Source organism: Cytophagales bacterium (assembly GCA_019456305.1).
Classification (GTDB): domain Bacteria; phylum Bacteroidota; class Bacteroidia; order Cytophagales; family VRUD01; genus VRUD01.
The window spans coordinates 1-23,476 of the sequence record VRUD01000024.1 but is presented as its reverse complement, the minus strand read 5'-3'; the positions used below and the strand labels follow the sequence as shown (position 1 = coordinate 23,476).

General features: G+C 37.1%; 22 protein-coding genes and 1 pseudogene. 8 read left to right on the top strand and 15 right to left on the bottom strand.

Going from position 1 to position 23,476, the window contains the following annotated elements:
- Window positions 1–5: 5 nt before the first annotated feature.
- From FVQ77_06965 to FVQ77_06955, 3 genes are all read right to left on the bottom strand, one after another.
- Entirely contained in the window at window positions 6–1,103 is a 1,098-nt protein-coding gene (locus tag FVQ77_06965; GenBank protein MBW8050069.1) for an acyl-CoA desaturase, read from the bottom strand.
- A gap of 4 nt (window positions 1,104–1,107) precedes the next feature.
- Entirely contained in the window at window positions 1,108–1,614 is a 507-nt protein-coding gene (locus FVQ77_06960) for a hypothetical protein (GenBank protein ID MBW8050068.1), read from the bottom strand.
- A 137-nt stretch (window positions 1,615–1,751) separates the two neighbouring features.
- The gene (locus tag FVQ77_06955; GenBank protein MBW8050067.1) at window positions 1,752–2,666 is read right to left on the bottom strand and encodes a LysM peptidoglycan-binding domain-containing protein; all 915 of its coding nucleotides are present in this window, start codon (window positions 2,664–2,666) and stop codon (window positions 1,752–1,754) included.
- 341 nt (window positions 2,667–3,007) lie between these two features.
- Here FVQ77_06955 and FVQ77_06950 point away from each other — a divergent pair, with 341 nt between their 5' ends.
- The 3 genes from FVQ77_06950 to FVQ77_06940 all read left to right on the top strand — a co-directional run bounded on the left by FVQ77_06950 (window position 3,008) and on the right by FVQ77_06940 (window position 5,159).
- A complete protein-coding gene (locus tag FVQ77_06950; protein ID MBW8050066.1) occupies window positions 3,008–4,342 on the top strand; it encodes a nodulation protein NfeD in 1,335 nt (444 codons plus the stop codon).
- Between the two features lie 138 nt (window positions 4,343–4,480).
- Window positions 4,481–5,062 carry a hypothetical protein gene (locus FVQ77_06945; GenBank protein ID MBW8050065.1) on the top strand — a complete coding sequence of 194 codons (582 nt, stop codon included), beginning with the start codon at window positions 4,481–4,483 and terminating at the stop codon, window positions 5,060–5,062.
- A gap of 1 nt (window position 5,063) precedes the next feature.
- Window positions 5,064–5,159 (top strand): hypothetical protein, encoded by a 96-nt coding sequence (locus tag FVQ77_06940; protein MBW8050064.1) that lies wholly within the window; start codon window positions 5,064–5,066, stop codon window positions 5,157–5,159.
- Window positions 5,160–5,274: 115 nt separating this feature from the next.
- Here the strand turns inward: FVQ77_06940 and recN are convergent, their stop codons facing one another.
- The 10 genes and pseudogenes from recN to FVQ77_06890 form a co-directional block, all read right to left on the bottom strand.
- Window positions 5,275–6,927, bottom strand: a complete 1,653-nt coding sequence (gene recN / locus FVQ77_06935; GenBank protein MBW8050063.1) for a DNA repair protein RecN — start codon at window positions 6,925–6,927, stop codon at window positions 5,275–5,277.
- A 59-nt stretch (window positions 6,928–6,986) separates the two neighbouring features.
- Window positions 6,987–7,070 (bottom strand): annotated as a pseudogene (locus FVQ77_06930) (GxxExxY protein).
- Window positions 7,071–7,225: 155 nt separating this feature from the next.
- On the bottom strand, window positions 7,226–8,170 hold the full coding sequence (locus FVQ77_06925) for a DUF4835 family protein (protein ID MBW8050062.1): 945 nt from the start codon (window positions 8,168–8,170) through the stop codon (window positions 7,226–7,228).
- 48 nt (window positions 8,171–8,218) lie between these two features.
- The gene (locus FVQ77_06920) at window positions 8,219–8,404 is read right to left on the bottom strand and encodes a hypothetical protein (protein ID MBW8050061.1); all 186 of its coding nucleotides are present in this window, start codon (window positions 8,402–8,404) and stop codon (window positions 8,219–8,221) included.
- An 18-nt stretch (window positions 8,405–8,422) separates the two neighbouring features.
- Window positions 8,423–9,628, bottom strand: coding sequence for a bifunctional phosphopantothenoylcysteine decarboxylase/phosphopantothenate--cysteine ligase CoaBC (coaBC, locus tag FVQ77_06915; GenBank protein MBW8050060.1), 1,206 nt, complete (start codon window positions 9,626–9,628; stop codon window positions 8,423–8,425).
- A 332-nt stretch (window positions 9,629–9,960) separates the two neighbouring features.
- Entirely contained in the window at window positions 9,961–10,356 is a 396-nt protein-coding gene (locus FVQ77_06910) for a DNA-directed RNA polymerase subunit omega (GenBank protein ID MBW8050059.1), read from the bottom strand.
- A 15-nt stretch (window positions 10,357–10,371) separates the two neighbouring features.
- Entirely contained in the window at window positions 10,372–11,214 is an 843-nt protein-coding gene (bamD, locus tag FVQ77_06905) for an outer membrane protein assembly factor BamD (GenBank protein ID MBW8050058.1), read from the bottom strand.
- A gap of 270 nt (window positions 11,215–11,484) precedes the next feature.
- Window positions 11,485–13,167: a hypothetical protein gene (locus tag FVQ77_06900; GenBank protein ID MBW8050057.1), complete on the bottom strand. Its 1,683-nt coding sequence runs from the start codon at window positions 13,165–13,167 to the stop codon at window positions 11,485–11,487.
- Window positions 13,168–13,320: 153 nt separating this feature from the next.
- Window positions 13,321–14,988 carry a tetratricopeptide repeat protein gene (locus FVQ77_06895; GenBank protein ID MBW8050056.1) on the bottom strand — a complete coding sequence of 556 codons (1,668 nt, stop codon included), beginning with the start codon at window positions 14,986–14,988 and terminating at the stop codon, window positions 13,321–13,323.
- 150 nt (window positions 14,989–15,138) lie between these two features.
- A complete protein-coding gene (locus tag FVQ77_06890; protein MBW8050055.1) occupies window positions 15,139–15,351 on the bottom strand; it encodes a DUF2281 domain-containing protein in 213 nt (70 codons plus the stop codon).
- 161 nt (window positions 15,352–15,512) lie between these two features.
- On the opposite strand from FVQ77_06890, the gene tilS reads away from it, so the two are divergent.
- From tilS to mdh, 3 genes are all read left to right on the top strand, one after another.
- Window positions 15,513–17,108 (top strand): tRNA lysidine(34) synthetase TilS, encoded by a 1,596-nt coding sequence (gene tilS, locus FVQ77_06885; GenBank protein ID MBW8050054.1) that lies wholly within the window; start codon window positions 15,513–15,515, stop codon window positions 17,106–17,108.
- Window positions 17,109–17,190: 82 nt separating this feature from the next.
- On the top strand, window positions 17,191–17,715 hold the full coding sequence (locus FVQ77_06880; protein ID MBW8050053.1) for a cyclic nucleotide-binding domain-containing protein: 525 nt from the start codon (window positions 17,191–17,193) through the stop codon (window positions 17,713–17,715).
- A gap of 227 nt (window positions 17,716–17,942) precedes the next feature.
- Window positions 17,943–18,881: a malate dehydrogenase gene (gene mdh / locus FVQ77_06875; GenBank protein MBW8050052.1), complete on the top strand. Its 939-nt coding sequence runs from the start codon at window positions 17,943–17,945 to the stop codon at window positions 18,879–18,881.
- Between the two features lie 48 nt (window positions 18,882–18,929).
- On the opposite strand, the gene FVQ77_06870 is transcribed toward mdh, so the two are convergent.
- Together FVQ77_06870 and FVQ77_06865 are read right to left on the bottom strand one after the other, a co-directional pair.
- On the bottom strand, window positions 18,930–19,754 hold the full coding sequence (locus FVQ77_06870; protein MBW8050051.1) for an aminotransferase IV: 825 nt from the start codon (window positions 19,752–19,754) through the stop codon (window positions 18,930–18,932).
- Window positions 19,755–19,871: 117 nt separating this feature from the next.
- Window positions 19,872–21,635 (bottom strand): glycerol-3-phosphate dehydrogenase/oxidase, encoded by a 1,764-nt coding sequence (locus FVQ77_06865; GenBank protein MBW8050050.1) that lies wholly within the window; start codon window positions 21,633–21,635, stop codon window positions 19,872–19,874.
- A 136-nt stretch (window positions 21,636–21,771) separates the two neighbouring features.
- Between FVQ77_06865 and FVQ77_06860 the strand changes: the two genes are divergently transcribed.
- Both FVQ77_06860 and FVQ77_06855 read left to right on the top strand, forming a co-directional pair.
- Window positions 21,772–22,020: an AraC family transcriptional regulator gene (locus FVQ77_06860; GenBank protein ID MBW8050049.1), complete on the top strand. Its 249-nt coding sequence runs from the start codon at window positions 21,772–21,774 to the stop codon at window positions 22,018–22,020.
- Between the two features lie 41 nt (window positions 22,021–22,061).
- A complete protein-coding gene (locus FVQ77_06855; protein MBW8050048.1) occupies window positions 22,062–23,459 on the top strand; it encodes a hypothetical protein in 1,398 nt (465 codons plus the stop codon).
- Window positions 23,460–23,476 lie beyond the last annotated feature (17 nt).

Here is a 23,476-nt window from a genome sequence, read left to right as displayed (position 1 = left end):
TTTTTTCAAAACTTATCATTTGTGCCCAGATACCTGAGCATTTTAGCATGGTACCAAAGTGCCCAGGTAAAACTTGGTTGGCTATGATAAGGCAATCCATATTCCAGTGCTGTTTCTCTAACAATTGTTGATAGCTTTTTGTAATGAATATGACAAATATTTGGAAATAAATGGTGTTCTATTTGATAATTTAGTCCTCCGACAAACCAATATAATAATTTACTGGAAGGGGAATAATTGGCCGTTGTAAGTATTTGATGTATTGACCAATCATTTTTCACATTTCCACCCAGGTCCGGCACAGGATATTCAGATGTTTGCATCACATGTGCAGGCTGAAATACACATCCTAACATCAATCCGGCTACAAAATGCATACAAAAGAAAAAGGCTAAAGTTTGCCACCAGGGTACAGGTGATACCAACATTGGTATCACAATCATATAGAAGTAGTAAAACAGCTTAGTTATGGCGATTTCAATTAATAATCCATTTAAAGTTTTATTTTGCTCCTTAAACATGCCCATTTTTTCATATTTGAATATCCGGTCATAATCTTTCATTAAAACCCAGGACAACGTTATTAAACCATAAAAAAACCATACATAAATATGTTGTATTCTATGAATAAAATATCGCTTTTGATGAGGAGAGAAACGCAATACCTTTACGGGTGTTATATCCTCATCAAAACCGTCTATATTGGTGAAACGATGATGAAGCACATTATGCTGAATTTCCCAATTTGCTGCACTTCCACCAATGATATTCAATAAATAACCAAGGAACATATTTACCTTCTTTTGGGGTGAATATGCCCCATGAATTGCATCGTGAGTAACAGATAAACCGATACCTGCTATTCCAATTCCCATAATGATCCACAAGCTGAAAATAATCCAGGTATTGATGAAAATGCCTGAAATTATAAAAGCATAGGGAATGAAATATAATGCGGTCATAAAAATTGTTTTCCAAACCATTCCTGAATCTGCATATTTAGAAATATTATTAGCTATGAAATATTCGTTAACTCTTTGTCTTAACGTTCTGTTAAAATCAGAGTTTGCAGCTTTAGAAAACTTTACTGTTTTAGGTCTCATATTATTATTTTGATGATCTTATAAACTCTGCCTCGAAACTATGTTGATATTCTTTTTTAGAATTTCTCCCGATAGCAACCAGGTCAACTTCAAGATACCAATTCCCATTTTCTAATATCATGCCTTGCACAGATCCTTTTTTCACCTGTTGATAACCTCTGTCAACGCACATGCAAAGTTGTCCGTAGTAAACATTAAACTGTACTATAGAAGAATCAGTAATTTGGAAGAGCCCGTCACCAGAATCAATTTCAAATACAATTTTTTCCCTATAGTTTGCGTCAACACGCGCATCACCTCCACTATCATATACATATTCAAAAACAATTTTACTGCCCTTTGCAATATCTACTGTAAGGCTTGCCTCATTATAATTTATTTGCCTGTTAACATAAAAGTTGTAGCTGCGGTTCTCACTGACAGTAGAATCTTTTAAACCTTGCTTATGGGCAAAAGCCTGCCCTGTAGAGATGAACAACCATATCAGGGTAGCTGTAGTACTAAGTTTCATAATAAAGAGTATTTAAACAATAATTCAGTTAATATCGGTTAATAAAGGTTAATAGCGGTTAATACCGGTTACTTTTTGAAATGGGATTTCCATTGCAACCCCGCACCCCGAGTACTCGGGATTGGCATTAAACTAATTTACGGAATATACGAAATCACCACTGCAAACTTTTTATCTTCGGCAAAAAGGCGATCAAAGGCCTTTTTTGAGATCTTTAAGACCACATTTTCATTGGTTTGGTTATCTGAGAGTGTACCGATGATCCTGACAAACACGCTTACACCGTTTTTCGCATTCTTTACATGCATGATCGTGCCAACTGGCGCTATTCGGTGAAGCGCTAAATATTTGGTGTTATCAAAATCTTTGTCACTGATCATTTCTGCAAGCCCTTTTTCTATCACTTTTTTATAGCCGCCCGTTTTGGTATAAACTACGTTACTCTCCTTTTCAGATATACCGGTATTGGAATGTGTTTTTTGTACTATCTCCGATTGATCATCTTTCTTATTGCCTTCGGAAGATACTTTTTCATTATTGGTCAGTGTTTTGTTCTTCAAACTTTTCCCAACAACCAATGGCTGGCCGATCTTAATGTCATTACCGGGTAAATCATTCCATTTTTTTATATCATCTACCGTAATCCCATACATTTTGGAAATACTAAATAAAGTTTGAGATTGCTTCACTACATGTATTTTCTTACCTTTGGATATTGAAGCAGTTGTACTTTTATTAATACTTTCGGTATTTTTAATAAGAGGTACCCGGATCACCTGGGCAATTTTCAAACCCTGTTCTATTTCAGGATTTGCCTCCTTTATTTCTTCTACTGGAATGCCATATCTTTTGCTAAGCCCATAAAGTGTTTCCTTTGGCTCTACTTTATGAAGAATATAAACCTTACCATTTTTTTTCACTACACCTATTGAATCAGTTGCCCTACCCGGGTATTCGGTGGGAACACTTAACAATTTACAATCGGCTATGGTCAATTGTAAACAGGTTATAGAAAACAGGAAAAATAATAACAAGAATTTAGTTCTGCACATAGCGTTTAATGAGTATCCGTTTTGTTTGTTAATATTATAATTTTCTTTTATCAATTAAATTATTTAATTTTAGGCAAAATTAAACTATTTTTATGAAAAGTATTAATAATCAAAAAAATAAACTCTAAGTCCGTTTTAACGGACTTCAATAATTGGATATTCAAAGTGATTAAAGTCCGTTAAAACGGACTGAAAAATGGTACTTCTCGTTTTTTCACCCTGATAAATCAGGGTGCTATTCTTATGAAAAAGTGACTTTAGAGACAGACACTAATTAACCATAACCCCGCACATAAAATTTATATGCGGGGTGCGCGGGGTAACTAAAAACTAAAAAGATCATGTTCAGGACGATAATACTTTTTACCATTTTGCTGTTCAGTAGCTTTTCAGCCATTGACAGCCGCGTCAAAGTTTTGGTAATAGAGATCAAAGCGCAGATAGACCCGCGAATGAGCAGGTATATTAAGCTGGCTTTTGAAGAAGCAAAAAGCATAGATGCAGACTATATCGTCATTGATATGAATACTTATGGGGGTATCGTGGTTGATGCTGATACTATCAGAACCAGGATATTAAATTCAGCTATACCTGTTTATGTTTTTATCAATAATAATGCCGCCTCGGCAGGAGCATTGATCTCTATTGCCTGCGATAGTATTTACATGGTATCGGGCGCCAATATTGGCGCTGCAACGGTAGTAACGGAAGATGGTAAAGCTGCGCCTGATAAATACCAATCATATATGCGGTCAATGATGCGTTCAACTGCCGAAGCAAAAGGCAGGGACCCAAAAATTGCAGAGGCAATGGTAGAGGAAAAATTAGGGGTTGATAGTGTCTCTCAGGTAGGGCAGGTAGTCACTTTTACTACATCAGAAGCAATAAAAAACGGGTTCTGTGAAGGAGAAGTCAATTCAATTGAAGACATCCTGGCAAAATGCAAAATAGAAAATTATGAATTAATACATTTTAAGCTCGGCAGCGCTGAAAAAGTCATTGCATTTTTTTTAAATCCGGTTGTAAGCGGTATCCTGATGATGGTCATAATAATGGGCATATATTTTGAGCTGCAAACGCCCGGTGTCGGTTTCCCGCTTATAGCATCTATCATAGCCGCTACCCTCTATTTTTCTCCCTACTATTTGAACGGACTGGCAGCGCATTGGGAAATAGCCATGTTTTTTGCAGGATTGGTACTTATTGGTTTGGAAGTGCTTGTGATACCCGGGTTTGGCATTGCAGGGATCTCCGGGATCATACTCACCTTTTTTTCCTTGATTTTGGTTATGATCAGTAACGACCTGTTTGACTTTTCTTATGTAAATACTGATGAAATTTACAATGCGGCTCTTACTTTATTTATCGGGTTAACCGGTGGTATCCTGGTGATAACGGTTGGAGGCGTAAAATTTTTCAACAGCAAAATGTTTCAAAAAATCGCTTTGCTGAAAAAACTTGAGTCAAAAAAAGGATTCACATCTAAATTTACCACGCAACCAATGACCGGCAGCAAAGGAACTACCTATACTGTATTGCGGCCAAGCGGTAAAGTAATGATAGAAGGCAGCTTATTTGATGCAAATAGCAGGGGGGAGTTTATAGATAAAAATACAGAGGTGGTCGTGATTGGAGAAAGCGGCACTTCGCTGACGGTGAAAGCGCATGGCGCGTAGCACAAAGCGCATAGCGCACAGCGCATGGCGCATGGCGGGAGATGCCATGCGCTATGCGCTATGCGCTTTGCGTCTTCATAAACTGTTCTTCACTCTGTATAACTTGCTTAATAGTAATATTTTTAAATTCATAATAAGATGAAAAAAAAATCGCTTATAATATTAGTCATTTTCTCTGTGATACATTGTTCAGCGCAAGATAGAACAATCATAGAATTAACGGACACAGAACTTCACTTAATGGAGGAATATCTCAACTTGGACTCTTTACATATAGTTAAAATTACCAATGACCAAGAGACAGGGACTCCATTAATAATATGTGGAAGATTGGTGAAAAAAGAAAATGGGAATCCGATCCCTGATCAAAACATCTATCTATACCATACAGATAATACTGGTGAATACCATCGTCAAATAGAAGATGATATAACATCTGCTCGTTTAAACGGAATTGTATTGACAGATAAAGAAGGACTATTTACCGTCAAGACAATTTTACCTGGTGATTATGTGACACATCCTGACACCAGGCATATTCATACCATAGTTAAAGGGGCGAACCCTGAACAGCAAGAATTTTACTTTAAGCAGTATGCTAAAGATTATCTGGTGAGTTTAACTGAGGAACGTGATGATTGTTTCCTAATTGACTTAAAGAAAATTGACAATGGAATATTAATTGGCTTTGTGACACTTAAAGTGATAGGATTGGAATAAAATAGCTATTATAGGATGCGGTAACATAGGGTTATCAATTGTTAAGGGGTTCATTAAAAGCAACAAAATTGATCCTGCTATGAAAATAGAAAAATAATTGGGATTTAATCTTCTTTGAGAGGTAATTGATATTCTTTTTCAAACACGTCCTGCCAGGTTAATTTTTTAACGGCATCAGTTTTTATTCCGGTGTTAGTAATTTTTTTTAAAAATCAAACAGCAAGCATCTCCCTGGCATTTTGCAACACCGCAGAAGATGGTTTCTCCCCTCCTATCATCTCCGCAATTTCAGCAATTCTTTCATCATTCGTAAGTTTTTTGATCCTGCTCACTGCTTTTTCATTTGTATTGTCTTTATAAACAAAATAATGAGCAGTGCCCCGGGCAGCGATCTGTGGTAAATGACTGATGGTGAACAACTGGTGGTTTTGCGACATACCTTGCATCATATTGCCGACTTTTATGGCGATCTCCCCTGAAATACCCGAATCTATTTCATCAAAAATGATGGTAGGTAACGCTGTTTTATCTGCGATAAGATATTTTGTGCACAACAGAAGCCGTGAGAATTCACCGCCAGAGGCTACCTTTTTAAGCTCCTTTGGCTCAATTCCCTTGCTGGCGCTGAAAAGAAATGTAATATTATCTGCCCCGTTAATGCCGGGATCAGCGATGTTGTGTTCAATTTTGATGGTGGCATCTGGCATGCCGAGGTCGGTGAGCAATTTTGTAAGCTTCTCCTCTATTTTTGGAATTACAGCGGCTCTCCTTTCAGTGAGCTGTTTGGATGCTTTCTTTAACTGGCTCTGTGCATGCTCTAACTTATCTTTAAGCGTGGCAATCTCCTGATCGAGATTGAGCGTTTTATTTACCCTTAGTTCCGTCTCCATTTGAATATTCAACAGGTCTTTAACTGAATTAACCTGGTGCTTTTGTTGTAAATTGTATATGAGGGAAAGCCGTTCCTGTACCTGCTCAGTTTTACCCTGATCAAAATCAATGTTGGAATCCTGTTTTTCTATTTCATCCACAATATCTTTGAGCTCAATAAAACAACTTTCTGCTCTTTTTTTAAGGTTTTCATATTTATCTGAAAATGAGCAAAGCTTTTCCAATTCATTTACGGCATGATGGAGCGTATCGGTTACCGCTTGCTCAGAATTTGAAAGCTGATCAAGCAGCAGGTTAAGTTTTGATTTAATTTCCTCCGCATTTTCAAGAAGCTTAAGCTCTTCCTGCAGTGTTTCCTGCTCACCAGGCTCCAGGTGCGCTTCATTAAGCTCATTGAGCAGGAATGAATGGTAATCCAGCTCTTTTTTTGCATTGGTCGCATTGTTGACAAGTTCGTTATATGCCGTTTCCAGGGTTTTGTGTTGAGTAAAAATTTCCTTATAATCATTTAATAATTCCTGGTTGCCGGCAACCGAGTCAACCACCTTTAACTGGAAGTTGGATGAGCCCAGCAAGATGGTTTCGTGCTGGGAATGGATATCAATGAGCTGGTCGCCTACTTTTTTCAGGGTTTCCAGCATTACGGGTGTATCATTGATAAAAGCCCTTGATTTGCCGTTTTGATTTATTTCACGCCTGATAATGGTTTCATTTTCATAATCAAGCTCTTCCTCTTCAAATATTTCTTTAACAGGGTAGCCCGTCACATCAAAATTTCCTTCTATAACACATTTTTGGGATTTGTCGTAAAGCGTTTTTGTATCAGCCCTGTTGCCCAGCAGCAGCCCTATAGCGCCCAGCATGATTGACTTCCCGGCTCCGGTTTCTCCGGTGATGATATTAAATTCAGAGGAGGGCTGCATTTCGAGGTGCTTTATTAATGCGTAGTTTTTTATTGTGAGGTGTTTGAGCATCGATGTTGGTAATTTTAGTATAGAACGCTGATGACACTGATTTAGCTGATTTTCGCGGATTAATTTGTGAATATTTTTCTTACGAATTGTGGTTTTTTGCCAAAATTAAGAAGTAATCCTACTTCTATGTTTGTTGCTTTCAAAATTTTATCAGTAATATCTTTATGGATTAATTCCATTTTATCCGTTATAATCCGCTCAATCAGCGTCATCAGCGTTCTATTTTTTGAGCATCTTTTATTACACTATTGATTTATTTAACACGGAAAATTACAACTTGTCTATTGTCAACTGATAACTAATTCCTCATGATCTGCTCATATTTCTCCACATTGGTAGGATCCAGCTCCCTTAACAGATTGAAAGCTTGTTGTTTTTGCTGAAGACTGGCTTCTGTAAAGACATTGACTATTTCATCAGCTTTTGCATCGAAGAAAGTGCGGACTAAAAAAGATCCGGGTTTTATATTTTCTACTTTTTTTATTTTATTCAATACGGAGATTATATGTGCTCTGCTTTGTTCAGGGTTCTTGGCCATATTGTCAAAAGCCAGCCTGTGATAAAGGTATAAGCCTTCCCTGAAAGGCTGCATTTGCTGGTTCATCAGATTTTCATTAAGCCAATAGCGGTTTTTGTTTCCGTCAAATGCTCTCCAGCCAACTGCAGAAGATTGCTGGGCATTATTGACAATATTGAGCGCTTTTTCATAATAATCAGAACCTCCAAGCTTTGAAAAAGAATCATAATCCAGGCCAATGATGATGTATGCATAATAGGCTAATAAAGATGTGATGTTGTCAGTAAAATTGTTTTCATTAAATTCCAGGGGTTGGGATTCTGTATAATTAAAACTCCATTGTTTATCCACGAAGTTAAGCAGTATTGATTCATAACCGGTTCCATAAACCGGCCTTGTAGACTGGATCTGTACCGTAGCTTTAAAGCTGCTGATGGAAGGCATATCGGTAAAAGTAAAGAAAAGATTGCAGTTAATCCTTTCTTCAGGCCTGAATATATCGTTTGTCCATCTGCGATTATTCATGAATTCCCAAAAAGCCGCCTGCATATCCTGAAAGATCTCTTTTTCGGTAGTTTGAATATTCTCGGTGTTGAGAATAATGTTGCAATTTAATTCCTGGGGAAAACAGTTGGCAGAAGGCAGTAGACAGTAGGCAATAATGAAAAAGTTGGCAGTAGCAGTAGGCAGCAGGCAATCAATTAAGAACAATTTAGTTAGTTTCATGATTAATAATGCATATAACCGATGTAGCAAAGTATTGGGCGCTATGCCCTATGCATTTGAGATTTCCTTTATTTCCAATTCTTTATAAACTTCTTTTAAAGTATCTCCACTTGCTATAATACCTCTGTCTTTAAAAACAGCTATCCACTGTCCTAAATATTTATTTATCTCTTTGGGATTTTCAGATATCCATTGTGATTCTAAAGACTGCCATTGTGGTTTTAAAGATTGCATTTTTCTATTTTATTTATATTAACAATTCAACAATTTAACAATTTCCCCTACAATATCCTCAGCAACTTCTTCTTTAGATTTTAACTCAAATTCGCGGGTTTTATTATTTTTGTGGATGATTGTTATTTTGTTGGTATCATGTCCGAAGCCGGCACCCTTATCGTTCAGGGAATTTAACACAATGAGATCAAAGTTTTTCTTTTTTAGCTTTTGTTGAGCATGCTCCAGTTCATTTTCAGTCTCCAGGGCAAAACCTACAATGATTTGATTTGACTTTTTATTTTTTCCCAACGTTGCAGCAGTGTCCATTGTTTTGTGCATTTTTACTGTGATCTCTTGATTATTTTTCCTGATTTTATTTTCAGCCCTGTTTACCGGAGCATAATCTGCTACTGCAGCTGCAAGCACGGCAATATCAATTTTAGGGAAAACGTTCAGCGCTTTTTCATACATTTCATCAGCAGATGTAACTTTTGTCAGCTTTATATTTTTATTTTTAGCGTTCAGTTGTGTAGGTCCACTTATCAACATGACGCTGGCACCCTTATCAGCCATATTTTCAGCTATTGCAAATCCCATTTTACCGCTTGAATGATTACTTAAGTACCTTACGGGGTCAATCGCCTCCTGGGTAGGACCTGCTGTTATCAATACTTTTTTGCCTTTTAGATCTTTCGAAGTATTCAAATATTGTTCAACAAAAGAAAAAATATTTTCAGGTTCGGCCATTCTACCAATTCCGGTCAATCCGCTTGCCAATTCTCCAAAATCAGGATCAATGATATGATTGCGAAATGCAGTGAGCTTTTTTAGATTATTTTGAGTTGAAGGATGTTGGTACATATCCAGGTCCATTGCAGGAGCAAAAAACACAGGGCACCTGGCGGATAAATAAACTGCGTTGAGCAGATTATCACAAATACCACCGGCCAATTTCGCCAAGGTATTGGCGCTGGCAGGGGCAACAATAAAGGCATCAGCCCACAGACCCAGCGCTACATGATCATTCCATAAACCGGTTTTACTTTTTATGAAGTCTGTTAATACGGGTTTTTTTGAGAGGGTAGATAACGTAAGCGGTGTAACAAATTTAGAGGCAGCCCGTGTCATTATTACCTGAACCTCTGCCCCTGCTTTTATTAAAAGCCTTATCAACCAGGCAGTTTTGTAAGCAGCAATGCTCCCGCATACACCTACAATGATCTTTTTATTACAGAATACCATTTCTGAAAAAGTTGGTCCCGCCTCAGGCGGGAGCAAAAGGCAGTTGGCAATTAGACCGCTAAATCCCGAAAACTGCCTGCCATAATTATAGTTGGCTCTATTCTAAATATTGGTTGATAGTAATTATAAAAACAGTTGGCAGTTGGCCTTTTCAAGTTGGCAGTTGGCAATAGGCAGTTGGCAAAAAACTCCCTCGCCAAAGGCGGGGGAAGATTTGCCAACTGCCAACTGCATTTTGCCAACTTATTGAATTTACTGAACCGAAAACCGATAATCTATCATCCAATATTTAGAAAAGAGCCTTATAGTTTTATTAACTGCCTACTATAAACCTATTTCTTTAATTCCTTATTTCCTTTCTCCCCAGTGTCTTTATTTTCTTTTATTTCCTTATCCTCTTTGTTTTTATCCTCATCTGTGTCCTCACCGGGTTTTCTATGCATGATCTTATTTTCCAGGAATTCTTCCACCGCTACAGTTGCAGGCTTAGGTATCCGCTCATAGAATTTCGAAATTTCTATCTGCTCCCTGTTTTCAAAGATCTCTTCAAGATTATCTACAGTAGAAGCAAATTCAGCTAACTTTGCATGCAGCTCTTCTTTAACCTTTGACGATATCTGGCCTGCCCTTTTTGAAATAATATTAATAGAATCATAAACATTACCAGTTGGCTCGGCAATCTGGTCAATATCTCTTGTAATTATTATTGCTTTTGATGTTTTTGCCATAATTAATTTAGTTATTTAAGTATTTTTGATATTACCAATCAGATGAACACAGGAATCATATATATTCTCTGCTGATTTTACATACCTGCTATCAACATAAAGGTCTATAAAATTTTCGTAATATTGGATCGTTTTATATAGCCGCTCCTTTTTCTTTTTTTCAACACTGATCCTGGCTAAATTATATTGGGCATCAATCTTCAGGTAAGCCAGCTCTTCATTATAGTTTGAATTGGGAAAATCTTTATTAAAATTTGAAAATGCTATCACAGCAGATTTATAATACCTCAGGTTATAATATAACTTTGCCAGTTCATAAGCTTTACTTTCAAGCTTAACTCTTAACTTATCTACGAAGTCATTACATTCATCTACATGCTTGCTATTTGGATATTTATTTACAAACAACTGGATCACTTCAAGGGCTTTATATGTATCAGTCTGGTCTAAATTGTATTTAGGCGAGCTCTCGTAAAGAGACAGTGTATGCATATACATACTTTCCTCCACATATTCGCTCCTTGGATAGGTTTGATAAAAGTTTTTAAAATAATAGGCAGCTAAAACAAGCTGACGTTGATGATAATGGCAGTAAGCGTAATAAAATTGGGTTTTTTCGGCTTCCTTTTTCCCCCGTATTATCGGAATTAATTCTTCCAAAAGTATCCCTGCTTTAGTATAATCCCCATCTTCGAAATATTTTATCGCTGCATCATACCTTACACTTAGCTGATCACTTTTTTGTATCTTCTGGAACTCGCTGCAGGAAAAAAATATCAAGCATAAAAATGACAGGAAAAATATGTTTGCCCCGTTAGATAATTTACTTATTATTAAATGTCGTTTTATATGGCTCATGATATAGCTAACGAGGTTTTTGTGTTTGAAACCACTAATTACACGAATTACACTAATTAAGAATTTCACTAATTTAGTGTAATTAGTGGTTTATGTAGTCTCCCCCCTGGATATTCCTTTTTATCCAAATGAGTTGCAAAGGTAGGTAAAAATAATGTTTTATGCAAATAAATTCAGAAAATCAGCGAAATAGCGAACTTTTGCGAATCCCGAGTACTCGGGACTTAATAGATATGAATATGAAAAATGCTCGTCTCATATCTCAAAATTTCAAGGTACTAAATCCACTAACCTGGGCCTGTCTTCTATCCTCCAGCGAAAACCCTTAAGCTTTTTCTCCGGCTCTTCAATTTCATGAGGAGGTATAAATTTTGCTTCCGGATTATTTAAAAACGAAATATCTTTAACCTTATTTTCTTCAAACATGATGATCATGTTGCTGCATAACACCTTGTTCATCCCTACAAGACTCGTATCTTCTTCCAGCACAAAATAGATGCTTTGACCATTACCATCCACATAGACTTTATTAATGAGATCATCCTTAAACCATGCGGTCATGTTTTTGCCTTTTACCTGGTTGAATTCAAGCAAGCTGTCCTGGGAAATTATAAAAGAGTTGATACGCATATTCATTTTGTCGATCTGGTTATTTGCCAACTGTACATTGATACTGTCAGCGGTGATCTGGCTATTTTCATTCCATATAACCGGATCATTATAGAAAAATATAGTTGAATCGGAAAAAACATATACAGCAGAATCGCATTTTCCCTGAAGGTCAGAACTAAATAACAGGACATGATTATAAGCCAGCAAGTATCTATTTTCTAAAATAGTATCGTCTATCGAAATGAGTGTATCAGCTTTCAGATACATTGTATCACTTGCTGTGCCTGCCCCGCCTGTGGCGGGGTTTCCATCAGGGTCTACCATCAAATACTTCATAAGTGCATAGCCAAGCACCTCACCAGCCCCCCCTAAATCCCCACCGCCACTCCTTACCGAATCGGTGAATTGCTTGGTTTTCCTTTTCTCCGTTTCTCTGATTCCCTGTTTCTCCTTTTCAGGGGCGCTGGTGGGCTTGGGCAGGCCATATACTTTTGATAAACCAATTTTGCCCCAATATTTTCCTATATCCCCTTCAATAATAATATTATCTTCTTTTGAGACTAATTTAACGTTGTATTTAGCTATGCCAATGTCATTTATTTCGTCATAATACAGGCTATCCCCCTCCAGGATATATTCCTCTGTTTCTATCCTGGCTTTTCCTCTGAAAACAGATTGCTTTTCAAGGGTATAATATTCACCGTCCTCGGCATATAGCGTGCCACTGCCAGTGATAATATCTGTTGGCCCTTTAAAGTATGCGATTTTGGTTATAGTATTGTAAAGCAATGTGTCTGATTTGAGTTCATAGTCAGGATTGATCAATGAGACATTGGTTTTGAAAGAAAGCATTTTGCTCATGGTATTATAAAATCCCAGCTCACTGAAAAGATGATTTTCATCGTCTATGATATCACCACCACTGTAATACCAGGCCAATTTATTCTTCATATCATAGTCAAGAAATTTTGTTGTCAGGGTCATCTCTTTGTCTTTGAGAACAACATTTCCCCGCACTTTTGCCATTTTGTTATCGCCATTATAAAACAGCGTGTCACCGGTAAGGGTTAACGTGTCTCCTTGTTGGATCTTCACATGGCCAAAAGCTTCCAGTGCATTCCTGTCTGCATACTGGTAGGATGAATCGCAATACATGAATGTTTCATCATGTTTAAATACCACTTTACCAATCAATTTTCTGACCTCTTCGCCATTATGTATCCCGCCTTCAAGCACATCTGCCTGTATCAATTCTATTTGTTCGGATTTTTGGGCAAACACCTCGTTAAATAATACTAAAACACAAAGTATTGTAGAAAGCTGATTTTTGTTGATATTCATATTGCAAATAAAATAAGTCGGCAGTCGGCAGTCTCCAGTCGGCAGCCGGCAGTCGGCAATTGTTTTTTGCCGACTGGGGACTGTAGATTGCCGACTCTTTTCTATTTATACTTTTCAGGATTTTTTTATCACGTGATTATGATTTTTTAATTGTTATTTGGATTTTCTCATGATTTTCCTCCTCGCCACTTTCATCTTAGTTACCCGCTGAACGAGCTTGTTCACCAAAAAATTGTGTAGAGGCAATATCAACAAAGCCAGGCTGCTGTTGATAACAACCATTAGAGCCGGGTTTCCGCTTGTATAATATTCTACCATAGGTTCGATCAGTACTAATATAAACTCAAACAACAAAATAACTCCTACAAAAACCACGCTTTTAGCCATAACTATAGGGATGGCAAACCTCCCGGAAAAGAGTATTATGAAGAATAATAGGACCAAAAAAGCCGCGATGGCCGAATAATATATCACGTTCAGGTGTGCCTGTACCTTTGCTGCTGCTGCTGCCTCTGCCTTTTCCTTCAGCTCACGCTCTCTTTGCTCTTTTTCCGCCTCATAGCGGCCCACTGTTTTGCCTATGGCTTCTGATTTTTCTGCGTTGAAAAGGGAGTCTTTCATTTGGGAATAGAGTAGGTGGTATTGGTAGGCTTTTTTGTAATTATTTTCGGTAGCATAGGTTTCTGAGAGCTGCCAGTAATTACCTTTAATAAGATTTTTTGAACCTATTTCTTTTGCAATAGATAGACTTTTTTTGCTGTAATATAAAGCCTTTTCAAAATTGCCCAATGCGTTATAAACTCTACCCAAATTATACAAATTGTTTGCAATTACGTGTTTTTCTCCGAGCTTTCCTTCTACTTTCAAAGCTTTTTGCCGGGATTTAATTGCTTTTTGATAATTTTCCTGTTTTTCATAAACATACCCCATATTTCCCAGATTTGCTGCAATTAATTGTTTGTTCCCTAACTCTTCCGCTAATTTTAATGATTGCCGGTAATAGTCTATGGCTTTTTCGTATTTAGCTATCGACTGGTAAGCTGCACCGATATTATTCAACGTTCCGCAAATTAATTGTTTGTCACCCAATTCTCTGGCTGTATCTAAACATTGCAGGTAATATTCTATTGCTTTTTCGTAGTTGCCCAGGTAAAAATAAACAATGCCAACATTGCCTAAGCTTGCCGCAACTTTCTGCGTATTTCCTAATTCTTCTCGAATGTTAAGGGATTTGATGAAAAAATTAAGGGATTTTACGTAGTTGCCCTGATACATATAAGCAACCCCGATATCGTTTAAGTTTGCTGCAATAAGTTGTTTGTTTCCCAGTTTGCCACTTATTTTTCCTGCTTGTTGGAAATATTTTATTGCTTTTTCGTAGCTGCCTTGAAACAGATATACGCTACCAAGATTATTTAAGCTGCCTGCAATTCCGGATTTATAGCTTAATTTTTTCCCTAAGGCTAATCCTCGCTTTCCGTAATAAAGGGCTTTATCAGGGTCAATGGGTCTGTATTCCCAGCATAAGGCATTAAGCACGCGTACTCTGTTTGTATCTTTGGCAGTTTTAAGAACGATCAGGAGGCTGTCTATTTTTGCCTGCCCCGTTAAATCGTTTTTATTTAATGGGGATTGCTCAGCAAAGGTGTCTGAATAGCTGATTAAAAAGAAACTTAAAAATATCCAAATAAATTTATTACAGGACTCTCTCTCTGCAACAAGGGCACCAGTTTGGGCGCTGCGGGTACGGTGTTTTGTTGTAATGCTCATTTTTATAATTGGCGTTATGCCAGTTTTAATTTCCGTAAAAATATTACACATATTGTAACTATGCCTTAATTATTCTTTTGTATTAATAAAAAATATTTATCGGATAACTATGAAATGCTCTGTCTGTAGAAATTGCTTTTTTTGAAAGTTTTTTATTCTTATCTATATACCAGATAAGTGGGTGAGTATCTATCAGGTATATCATGGCATATAGTCTTTAAAATCATCTAGAGGCTCATCAAAATCTTTAGACACATATGTGAAAATACCTTTACCACACCCAAACGTTCTTTTTGTTACATTTGATGATTGAGATTTTTTTTCTTTCACTTTTAAGATTTCCTGAACAATAGAAAAATCTTTTAATTGTATGATCCAATTGATGATCTCTAATTTTTTTGTTTCAATGTTCATTGTATATCTCTTTATTACAAGGTTAGTTAATATTGCATTAAAATACAAGTTTACAATTATTAATATATCAAACAATACTTTTCATTTAATAAATTTACGCTATATTCTTGTTTTCATAATATTTTTGCCTGATATTAATAATAAAAATCCTATCTTTGAGTATGCTTGACAAATTTCTAAAATTCATTTCTAAAAACCAATTATTCACAAAAAAAGACAAGCTACTCGCTGCCGTGAGCGGGGGAGTTGATTCGGTGGTTTTGTGCGATTTGCTACATAGGACAGGATTCAACTTTGCTATTGCTCATTGTAATTTCAGATTAAGAGGCAAAGAATCTGATGGTGACGAAACATTTGTTAAGGCTTTAGCTCAAAAATATAAAGTTGATTTTTATGTTGAACATTTCAATACAGCGCATTATGCGAAGAAAGAAAAAATATCCCTGCAAATGGCTGCTCGTATTCTGAGGTATGAGTGGTTTGGGAAGATCAGCCCCCACCTAACCCCAAGCCCACCTGAATCGGAGAAACGGGGAATCGGAGAAACGGAGAGAAGAAAAATTAAGCGATCCGATAGCTATCGGATCACCGATTCACCGATTCACCCATTCACCTATTCGATTCTTTTAACAGCCCACCATCAAAATGATGTGCTTGAAACGATGCTTCTTAACCTTACAAAAGGAACAGGTATAGCTGGTTTGCACGGTATTCAAGTTAAAAGTAAGCTTGCTTCGTATTTTTCGGGAACTATTATAAGGCCAATATTATTTGCTCAAAAAGAAGAAATACTTCTTTACGCTAAGAAAAAAACGCTAAAATGGCGCGAAGACAGCTCTAACAAATCAAACAAATACCAAAGAAATCTTATCCGAAACAAGGTTATACCGCTGCTCAAAAAGATCAATCCCAACTTAGAAACAACCATACAGGCTACGGTAGAGAAAGTGAGCGCAGTAGAAAATGTTTTTAAGATGTATATTGACAAAGTTAGAAAGGAAGTTTTAAGAAATGATCCAAATGAGGATTATATAGATATTAAAAAAATAAAGAAAATAGAAAGTTCACCAAATTTCTATTTTACAGAGACGTTGCCCCGACAAGTCGGGATTTCCACTTCGTTCCAACATGCAACGTCTCTGCAAAATCAAAATCTTGTGCCAATCATTCTTTCCGAATTATTAAAACCCTATAATTTTGGTTATGAGATAACCTTACAGATAATTAATGCACTGGACAGTGAACCGGGAAGGAAATTTGAATCACCTACTCATACTTTGGTAAAAGACCGTACGGAACTGATCATTATAAAAAATTTTATCCCGAGCGCTCGGGATACTGAACCTCGAAGGTTCAGTATAGTTAAAAAATCCCAAAGATCGTTTCAACATGGTGGCCTTAAGTACCAAATTTCAGTCCTGAAAACCCGGGATAATAACTTTAAGATCAGGGAGCCAAAACATATTGCATCTCTTGACTATGACAAATTAAAATTCCCGTTGGTCCTTCGAAAATGGAAGGAAGGCGACTGGTTTTGTCCCTTAGGTATGAATAAAAAGAAAAAAAAACTCAGTGATTTTTTGATTGATGAGAAAATTCCCTTAAACTTGAAAAATAAAGTTTGGGTGTTGACTTCCCCGACAGAACCTGGATCAACTGACGGCCCAATTATCTGGGTGATCAACTATAGGATTGATGAACGGTTTAAGATTACTGAGATGACTAAAAAAGCGTATATTATTGCAAAGAGAAAGTAGAAAATCAAAAGTCAAAAAAATAACCACAATTATTCGTGAAATTAGTGTAATTAGTGGTTGAAAATTTATAATTAATTCAATAATGAAGAATCCATTTAGAAAGTCTTATTCTGTTAAAGAGATGAACTTGTTTAGATTTTTAACAAGGAGCAAACTATTCGAAAAGCTCTCAAATGATGAGTTAGCGCCATTTTTACCTCACCTGCACTTAAGAAGATTCAAATGCCAGGAAGTAATATTTTTTAGAGGTGACCCGGCCCAGGCATTCTACCTTATCAAATCCGGTGTAATATCTCTTAATCTGGACATAAAAGACAAGTTTGAAATTTTAACGAGGTTAAGATCAGGGGCTTTTGGAGAAGGTGCACTTATGCAAAACACAAAAAGGAGCTATAACGCCATTGTTGAATCGGATAGTTGCGAGCTTTATATAATTCCCCAAGCAAATTTTTTTGAGGTCTTTGACCATAACGTTATTATAAAAGCCAAAGTATTAAATTCATTAGCCGAATTATATCATCAATACAATACAAATCTTTTTAGGGCTTATAAATCATCTTATGGTTTTTTTGAGGTGAATAAGATTTATAAGATGGAAGATGGATGACCCGCCTGCCTTAGGCCTTTGGCCTGTCCGCCAGACAGGCGGGCGGGCAGGTGGGAGATGGATATTGGATGTTAGATGCCTGCCCCGCCTGCCTTGCTTGGGCTTTGCCTTTGGCGGGCAGGTAGCAAGGGTACGAGCGTATCGGGATTGGATATTTTAGGCATTTCTCATTGTATTTCACGGTGTGAATTCGTATACTTGCATCACTTATAAATAGTAATTTAAAAATGAAAGTAACCGTAGTAGGCGCAGGTAACGTGGGCGCTACCTGTGCAGATGTATTAGCATCCCGTGAGATCGGCAACCAGGTATTGCTGCTCGACATCAAAGAGGGGCTTGCTGAAGGCAAGGCCCTGGACATCTGGCAAAAAGCCCCGATCAATGTGTATGACACACGCACCATTGGAATTACCAATGACTATTCAAGAACTGCAGGTTCAGATGTAGTAGTGATCACATCGGGTATGCCAAGAAAACCGGGTATGTCGCGCGATGACCTTATTTCTATCAATGCAGGTATTGTAAAGCAGGTCACCGAAAATGTTATAAAGCATTCACCTGATTCGATCATTGTGGTAGTATCAAACCCGCTGGACGTGATGACCTACTGCACACATTTGACCTCAAAAAAACCCCGCGAGAAAGTTTTTGGTATGGCAGGTATATTGGATACGGCAAGATACAGGGCATTTTTAGCAGATGAAATTAATTGCTCACCCAAAGATATTCAGGCAGTTTTGATGGGCGGCCATGGTGATACGATGGTTCCGCTGCCAAGATATACTACCGTTGCAGGCATCCCTGTCACTGAGCTGGTCGCTAAAGATAAATTAGATGCCATTATTGAAAGAACAAAAATGGGCGGTGGCGAGATCGTAAAATTATTAGGCACATCAGCCTGGTATGCTCCCGGTGCCGCAGCAGCTCAAATGGTAGAAGCAATAGTAAGAGACCAAAAAAGGATATTCCCGGTATGTGTTAAATTAGATGGAGAATATGGCATAGATGATTGCTATTTAGGAGTACCGGTGATATTGGGTAAAAAAGGCATTGAAAAGTTCATTGAATTAAAGCTCAATAATGAAGAAAAAGCGATGCTTGAAAGCTCCAGGCAGCATGTGAAAGAAGTGATGGCGGTGCTGGATAAAATGGCGATTGAAGCATAATGTTTTAAAAAAATATTAAAACAAGCAGGGCTTAAGTGAAAAGTTAGATCAATAACCTGATGTAAATTGTCCAAACAACTCCATAACCCGTCTCGTATTTGCCCCCACCTTACCTTTACCCACAAGAATATCATCAATCTTAACCACTGGCATCACTTTTTGGGAACTGCTTGTGATGAATGCCTCATCGGCTTCGGATAATTCGACTTTTTCAATATCTCTTTGTTCTATTTTGAAATCATTTTTAGCAAGGTCTAAAATACAATTTCTTGTCCTGCCAATAAGCACATTATTTTTGGGAGTGATCAAAGTATCATTTTTAAAAATAAAAAAGTTACTTCTGGTTGTTTCCAGCACCTTGTTATCATAAACATAAAGAATATCGTGCATTTCTTTTTGCCTTAATACTGGCTGCAGCCTGATTGCCGTGATATAATTGGTAAGCTTGATCTCCGGGAAAACCCTGCAATGATCATGTGTCATTAATTTCATCCCTTCTTTATACCACTTGTCAGGATAGGTATGAACATCTTCTATAAGAATATAAAATACAGGTTTGCCTATATTATAATTGTCTTCTGAAACACCTCCCGTAATTACTAACCGTATGCCAGCTGCAGCTATTTTATTTTTTTCTAAAAGTTCGTTAACTATACCAGCTAATTCCTGTTCTGAATATGGCAATGGAAGTTGCATCTGCTTCGCTGAATTTTGGAAACGCTCTATATATTTATCCAGCAAAAATGGTTTTCCATTGTAAGTCCTCAGATAATCGAAGATGCCGTAACCCCGGATCACCCCCAGATCGTTCAAGGCAATCTTAGGGTTGTTGGGCGAAACTATTTTGCCATTGAAGAAACAGTATTTGGGCATATTTACAAATTGAGTATAATGCTAATCCCGCAAATATGCGGGACTAATGATACGAATATTTTTATTCTGCTTCTTAGTATACATTTTTTTCTATTAGTTTCATTAATATTATAAATTCTAATTAGGAAAAACAATTGCATTGCGAATAATCTTTCTGATCTGTACATTTTCAGATTTAGATTCATTTTCAGTCCAGCCAAAATAATTTTTCATATCCTCCAAAAGAGGCTCTAAAAGTTTTTCCATTGACTGAATGTCAAAATAAAGCATAGCAGTACGCCTTATAAAAAAATCCTGCAGCCTGAAGACTGACTCATGATTGACAGTAAACCATAATTCTGCTCTTGCAAGTTGAGCGGCAGCGAAATCCCGATCTAGTCGGGAGGCTATCAATTGATTATTGTTTATTGATAATTGATTATTGAACAATTCCAGAAATTTTTCAAGGATAAAATCACATTGCAACCCATAATTTCGTACAAGGTATTCTGCCTGATAATGCCCCAAACCGTAGGTATTTATTTTTTCGAAAACTTGTTGGATGTAGTTTGTAACTTCCTCTATTTCTCCGCCATTTATAATAATATTTTCTGTCTTACATTTTACCTTAGGAAAACCAAAAGAATTATGCAGGTTTCTATTTACAATATCTACCACCCTTTGAGCCATTTTTCTATAACCGGTAAGCTTGCCGCCTCCTATAGATATTAAGCCGCTTTTTGAGATAAAAATTTCATCTTTCCGTGATATCTCTGATGGAGTCTTCCCCTTCTGGTGAATCAAGGGCCTGATGCCTGCCCAGCTTGAAACAACATCCGGAAGAGAAAGCTTAACTGCCGGGAACATATAATTGACTGAATTAAGCAGGTAATCAGCATCTTGTTTGTTTGTAACGGGATTTTCAAGGCTTCCATTATAATCAGTATCAGTGGTTCCGATATAGGTAGCTTTGCCCCGCGGGATGGCAAATATCATTCTTGTATTAGCAAAATCCTTACCTACTGTAAGAGCAGGAAAATAAATAGCTTGTTTGACTGGAAACTTCTCATGGTTAACTACAAGATGTACTCCCTTGGTAAGATGCAATCGCTTTTCTTGTTCTGAATACCTCGTGGGAGTTAGCGTGTGTGCTGTATCATTATTCCGGATCTTATCAACCCAGGGCCCTGCAGCATTTATTATTTGTTTAGCCTTGATAATAAAAATATTTTGAGCCGGGCTACTATTTTTATCTACAGAAAGCAAATCATCACACTCAACTCCCGATACTACTTCATTCTCATAAATAAAGTCCTTAACTTCGCAATAATTGATACAGGCAGCGCCATATTTAACTGCCGTTTTAATTATTTCAATGGTTAGCCGGGCGTCATCTGTACGGTACTCAGTGAATAAGCAACCGCCCACTAGAATCTCCTTTCTAAGCAGGGGTTCACTTTTTAATGTTTGTTCTATAGGAAGCATTTTTTTGCGTTCTTCTTTTTTTACGCCTGCAACCATATCATAGAACCACAATCCCAATGATGTTTCAAATTTGCCATAGTCTCCGTTTTTTATCAATGGTAAAAGTATCTTTTCAGGAACTAACAGGTGGGGTGCATTGCGATATACGATGGCTCTCTCCCTGCTTACTTCCCTGACAAGCGCTATTTCCCCTTGCCTTAGATATCTCAGGCCCCCATGGATAAGCTTGGTGGAACGGCTGCTGGTACCTGCTGCAAAATCCTGTTTCTCTACAAGCGCGGTTTTGAACCCTCTGGAAGCTGCGTCCAAAGCAATGCCTGCACCTGTAATCCCTCCTCCGATCACAAGCAGGTCAAATTCATGGGAGGATAGTTTTTGTAGAAGGGAAGATCGGTTATACGCAGAAAGCAGGTTCATTGTAAAAAAATGATCTTGTTAAAAAAATAATTACAAATCTAAAAATAAGGAAATGTGTTTAAAACTATTTATGAGGATTTTTTTGTAAATTGTGTTTTAAAGTTGTAAATTTTTGATTTTTAACTTGAAATGACTTATATTGTGTAAAAATAATATAATACAATTTATAATTGAAGGAGAGCTTACATTAAAGCAGATCGCATGGAAATTAGGTTACAGCAGTGTGCATCATTTATCCAACCAATTTCGCAAGGTTACAAATATGACTGTAAGTGAATTCAGAAAAGACCCAAAAATGCCCCCCTCCACACAACGATACCTAAAAAAGATTTTCAACTTAAAAAGGAAAAAAAACATTTTTTATTTGCTAATAAAAACTATTTAAAATACCTTTGCAGCGTTTTATTAACCAAAAAAGAGCTTATTATGGAAACACTCAAGACATTCAACAGCAATTGTGCAAAAAATATTGTAATTACATTTATCAGCACATTATTATGGTCATCTTACCTGTTTGCCCAAGGGCCTGTAAAATATCCCTCAACGAACGGCAGCAAAATGAGCGCCAATGAGATTTTGGAGCTTGGAGGCGCTTTACAGGTAAATGTTTTACTTATTCCTGATACCTCTGGTGTTGGACATGGTAATCCTCCGAAATATTATATGGTTTTTGCAGATGATCAGGGGAGATTTTATAGAGGACCGGAGAGAAGATTGCCTGGCGGAAAGCCTGCTGGTGTTGGAGGCGGAGGACCTGCACTAACTGCTCCTTGTTTAGCAATTAAAGGGCGCCAACATGGTAATAATATTAATTTATGTGATGAAGCAACTACCAACCTTGGAATTGGTACGACTGAAAATACTTTTCCAACAGGTGTTAGATTTGCAGTAATTGGTGACAGCAGATTTATCGGTACTATTAAAATTGTTTCAGGCACACAAGTGATGCTCCTTGATGGGAATGAAATAGATGCGAATGGTACGCTGTTTCTGAATAATAATTCCAATAATGATGTTGTTTTGGCAAATGGTGGCGGTAATGTGATGATAGGAGGCACAATTCCATATGACGGAATTACCAAGTTTAGTGTTTATGATGCTCTCTATCCATCCATTGCCATATCAAATGGCGCCCAAAGCTTGCAATTAGCATCAGTAACTACAAACGGCTTCTGGTCAAATATTTCAACTGTGGGTGATGCTGTGATACGTGCTAATGGCTTTTCTGAGGATCTTATTTTAACTGTTAGAAATCCTAATAATGGCGCTATTCGTTTTACAACATCTGGAAGCACTTTCAATGATGTTCAAAGAATGGCAATACTGGGCGATGGCAAAGTAATCATTGGTACAAAACAAAAGATAAACGATTTTGCTGATGCTTTGCTGCACGTATATGGTGGTAAAATTGTTTGTTCTGATGAAGTAGTGGTTATGACAACCGGCTGGAATGATTATGTGTTAGCGCCAGGTTACCCATTGCCTGATCTATTATCAAAAGTTAAACCCGACATCTTTAAAGATCATAGCTTGGACGGAATACCTACTACAGAGGAAGTAGTCTCAAAAGGAATTCATCTTGGTGATATCAGTAAAGCGCTTGTAAAAAAAGTAGAGGAGATATTTCTTTATCTGATTGAAATAAAAGAGGAGATTAAAGCAATGATGAATGATATATTTGCTTTAAAAAATAATGATGTGAAAATGCAGGAAGAGATTAATCAATTGAAGGAGAAAAATGAAATGCTGGAACAGGAGAATGTTGAAATGAAAAGGGACATTATGGAGATGAAGGAAATTTTAAATGGATTAAAGAAAAAATAGTATTAAAAATTTCAATT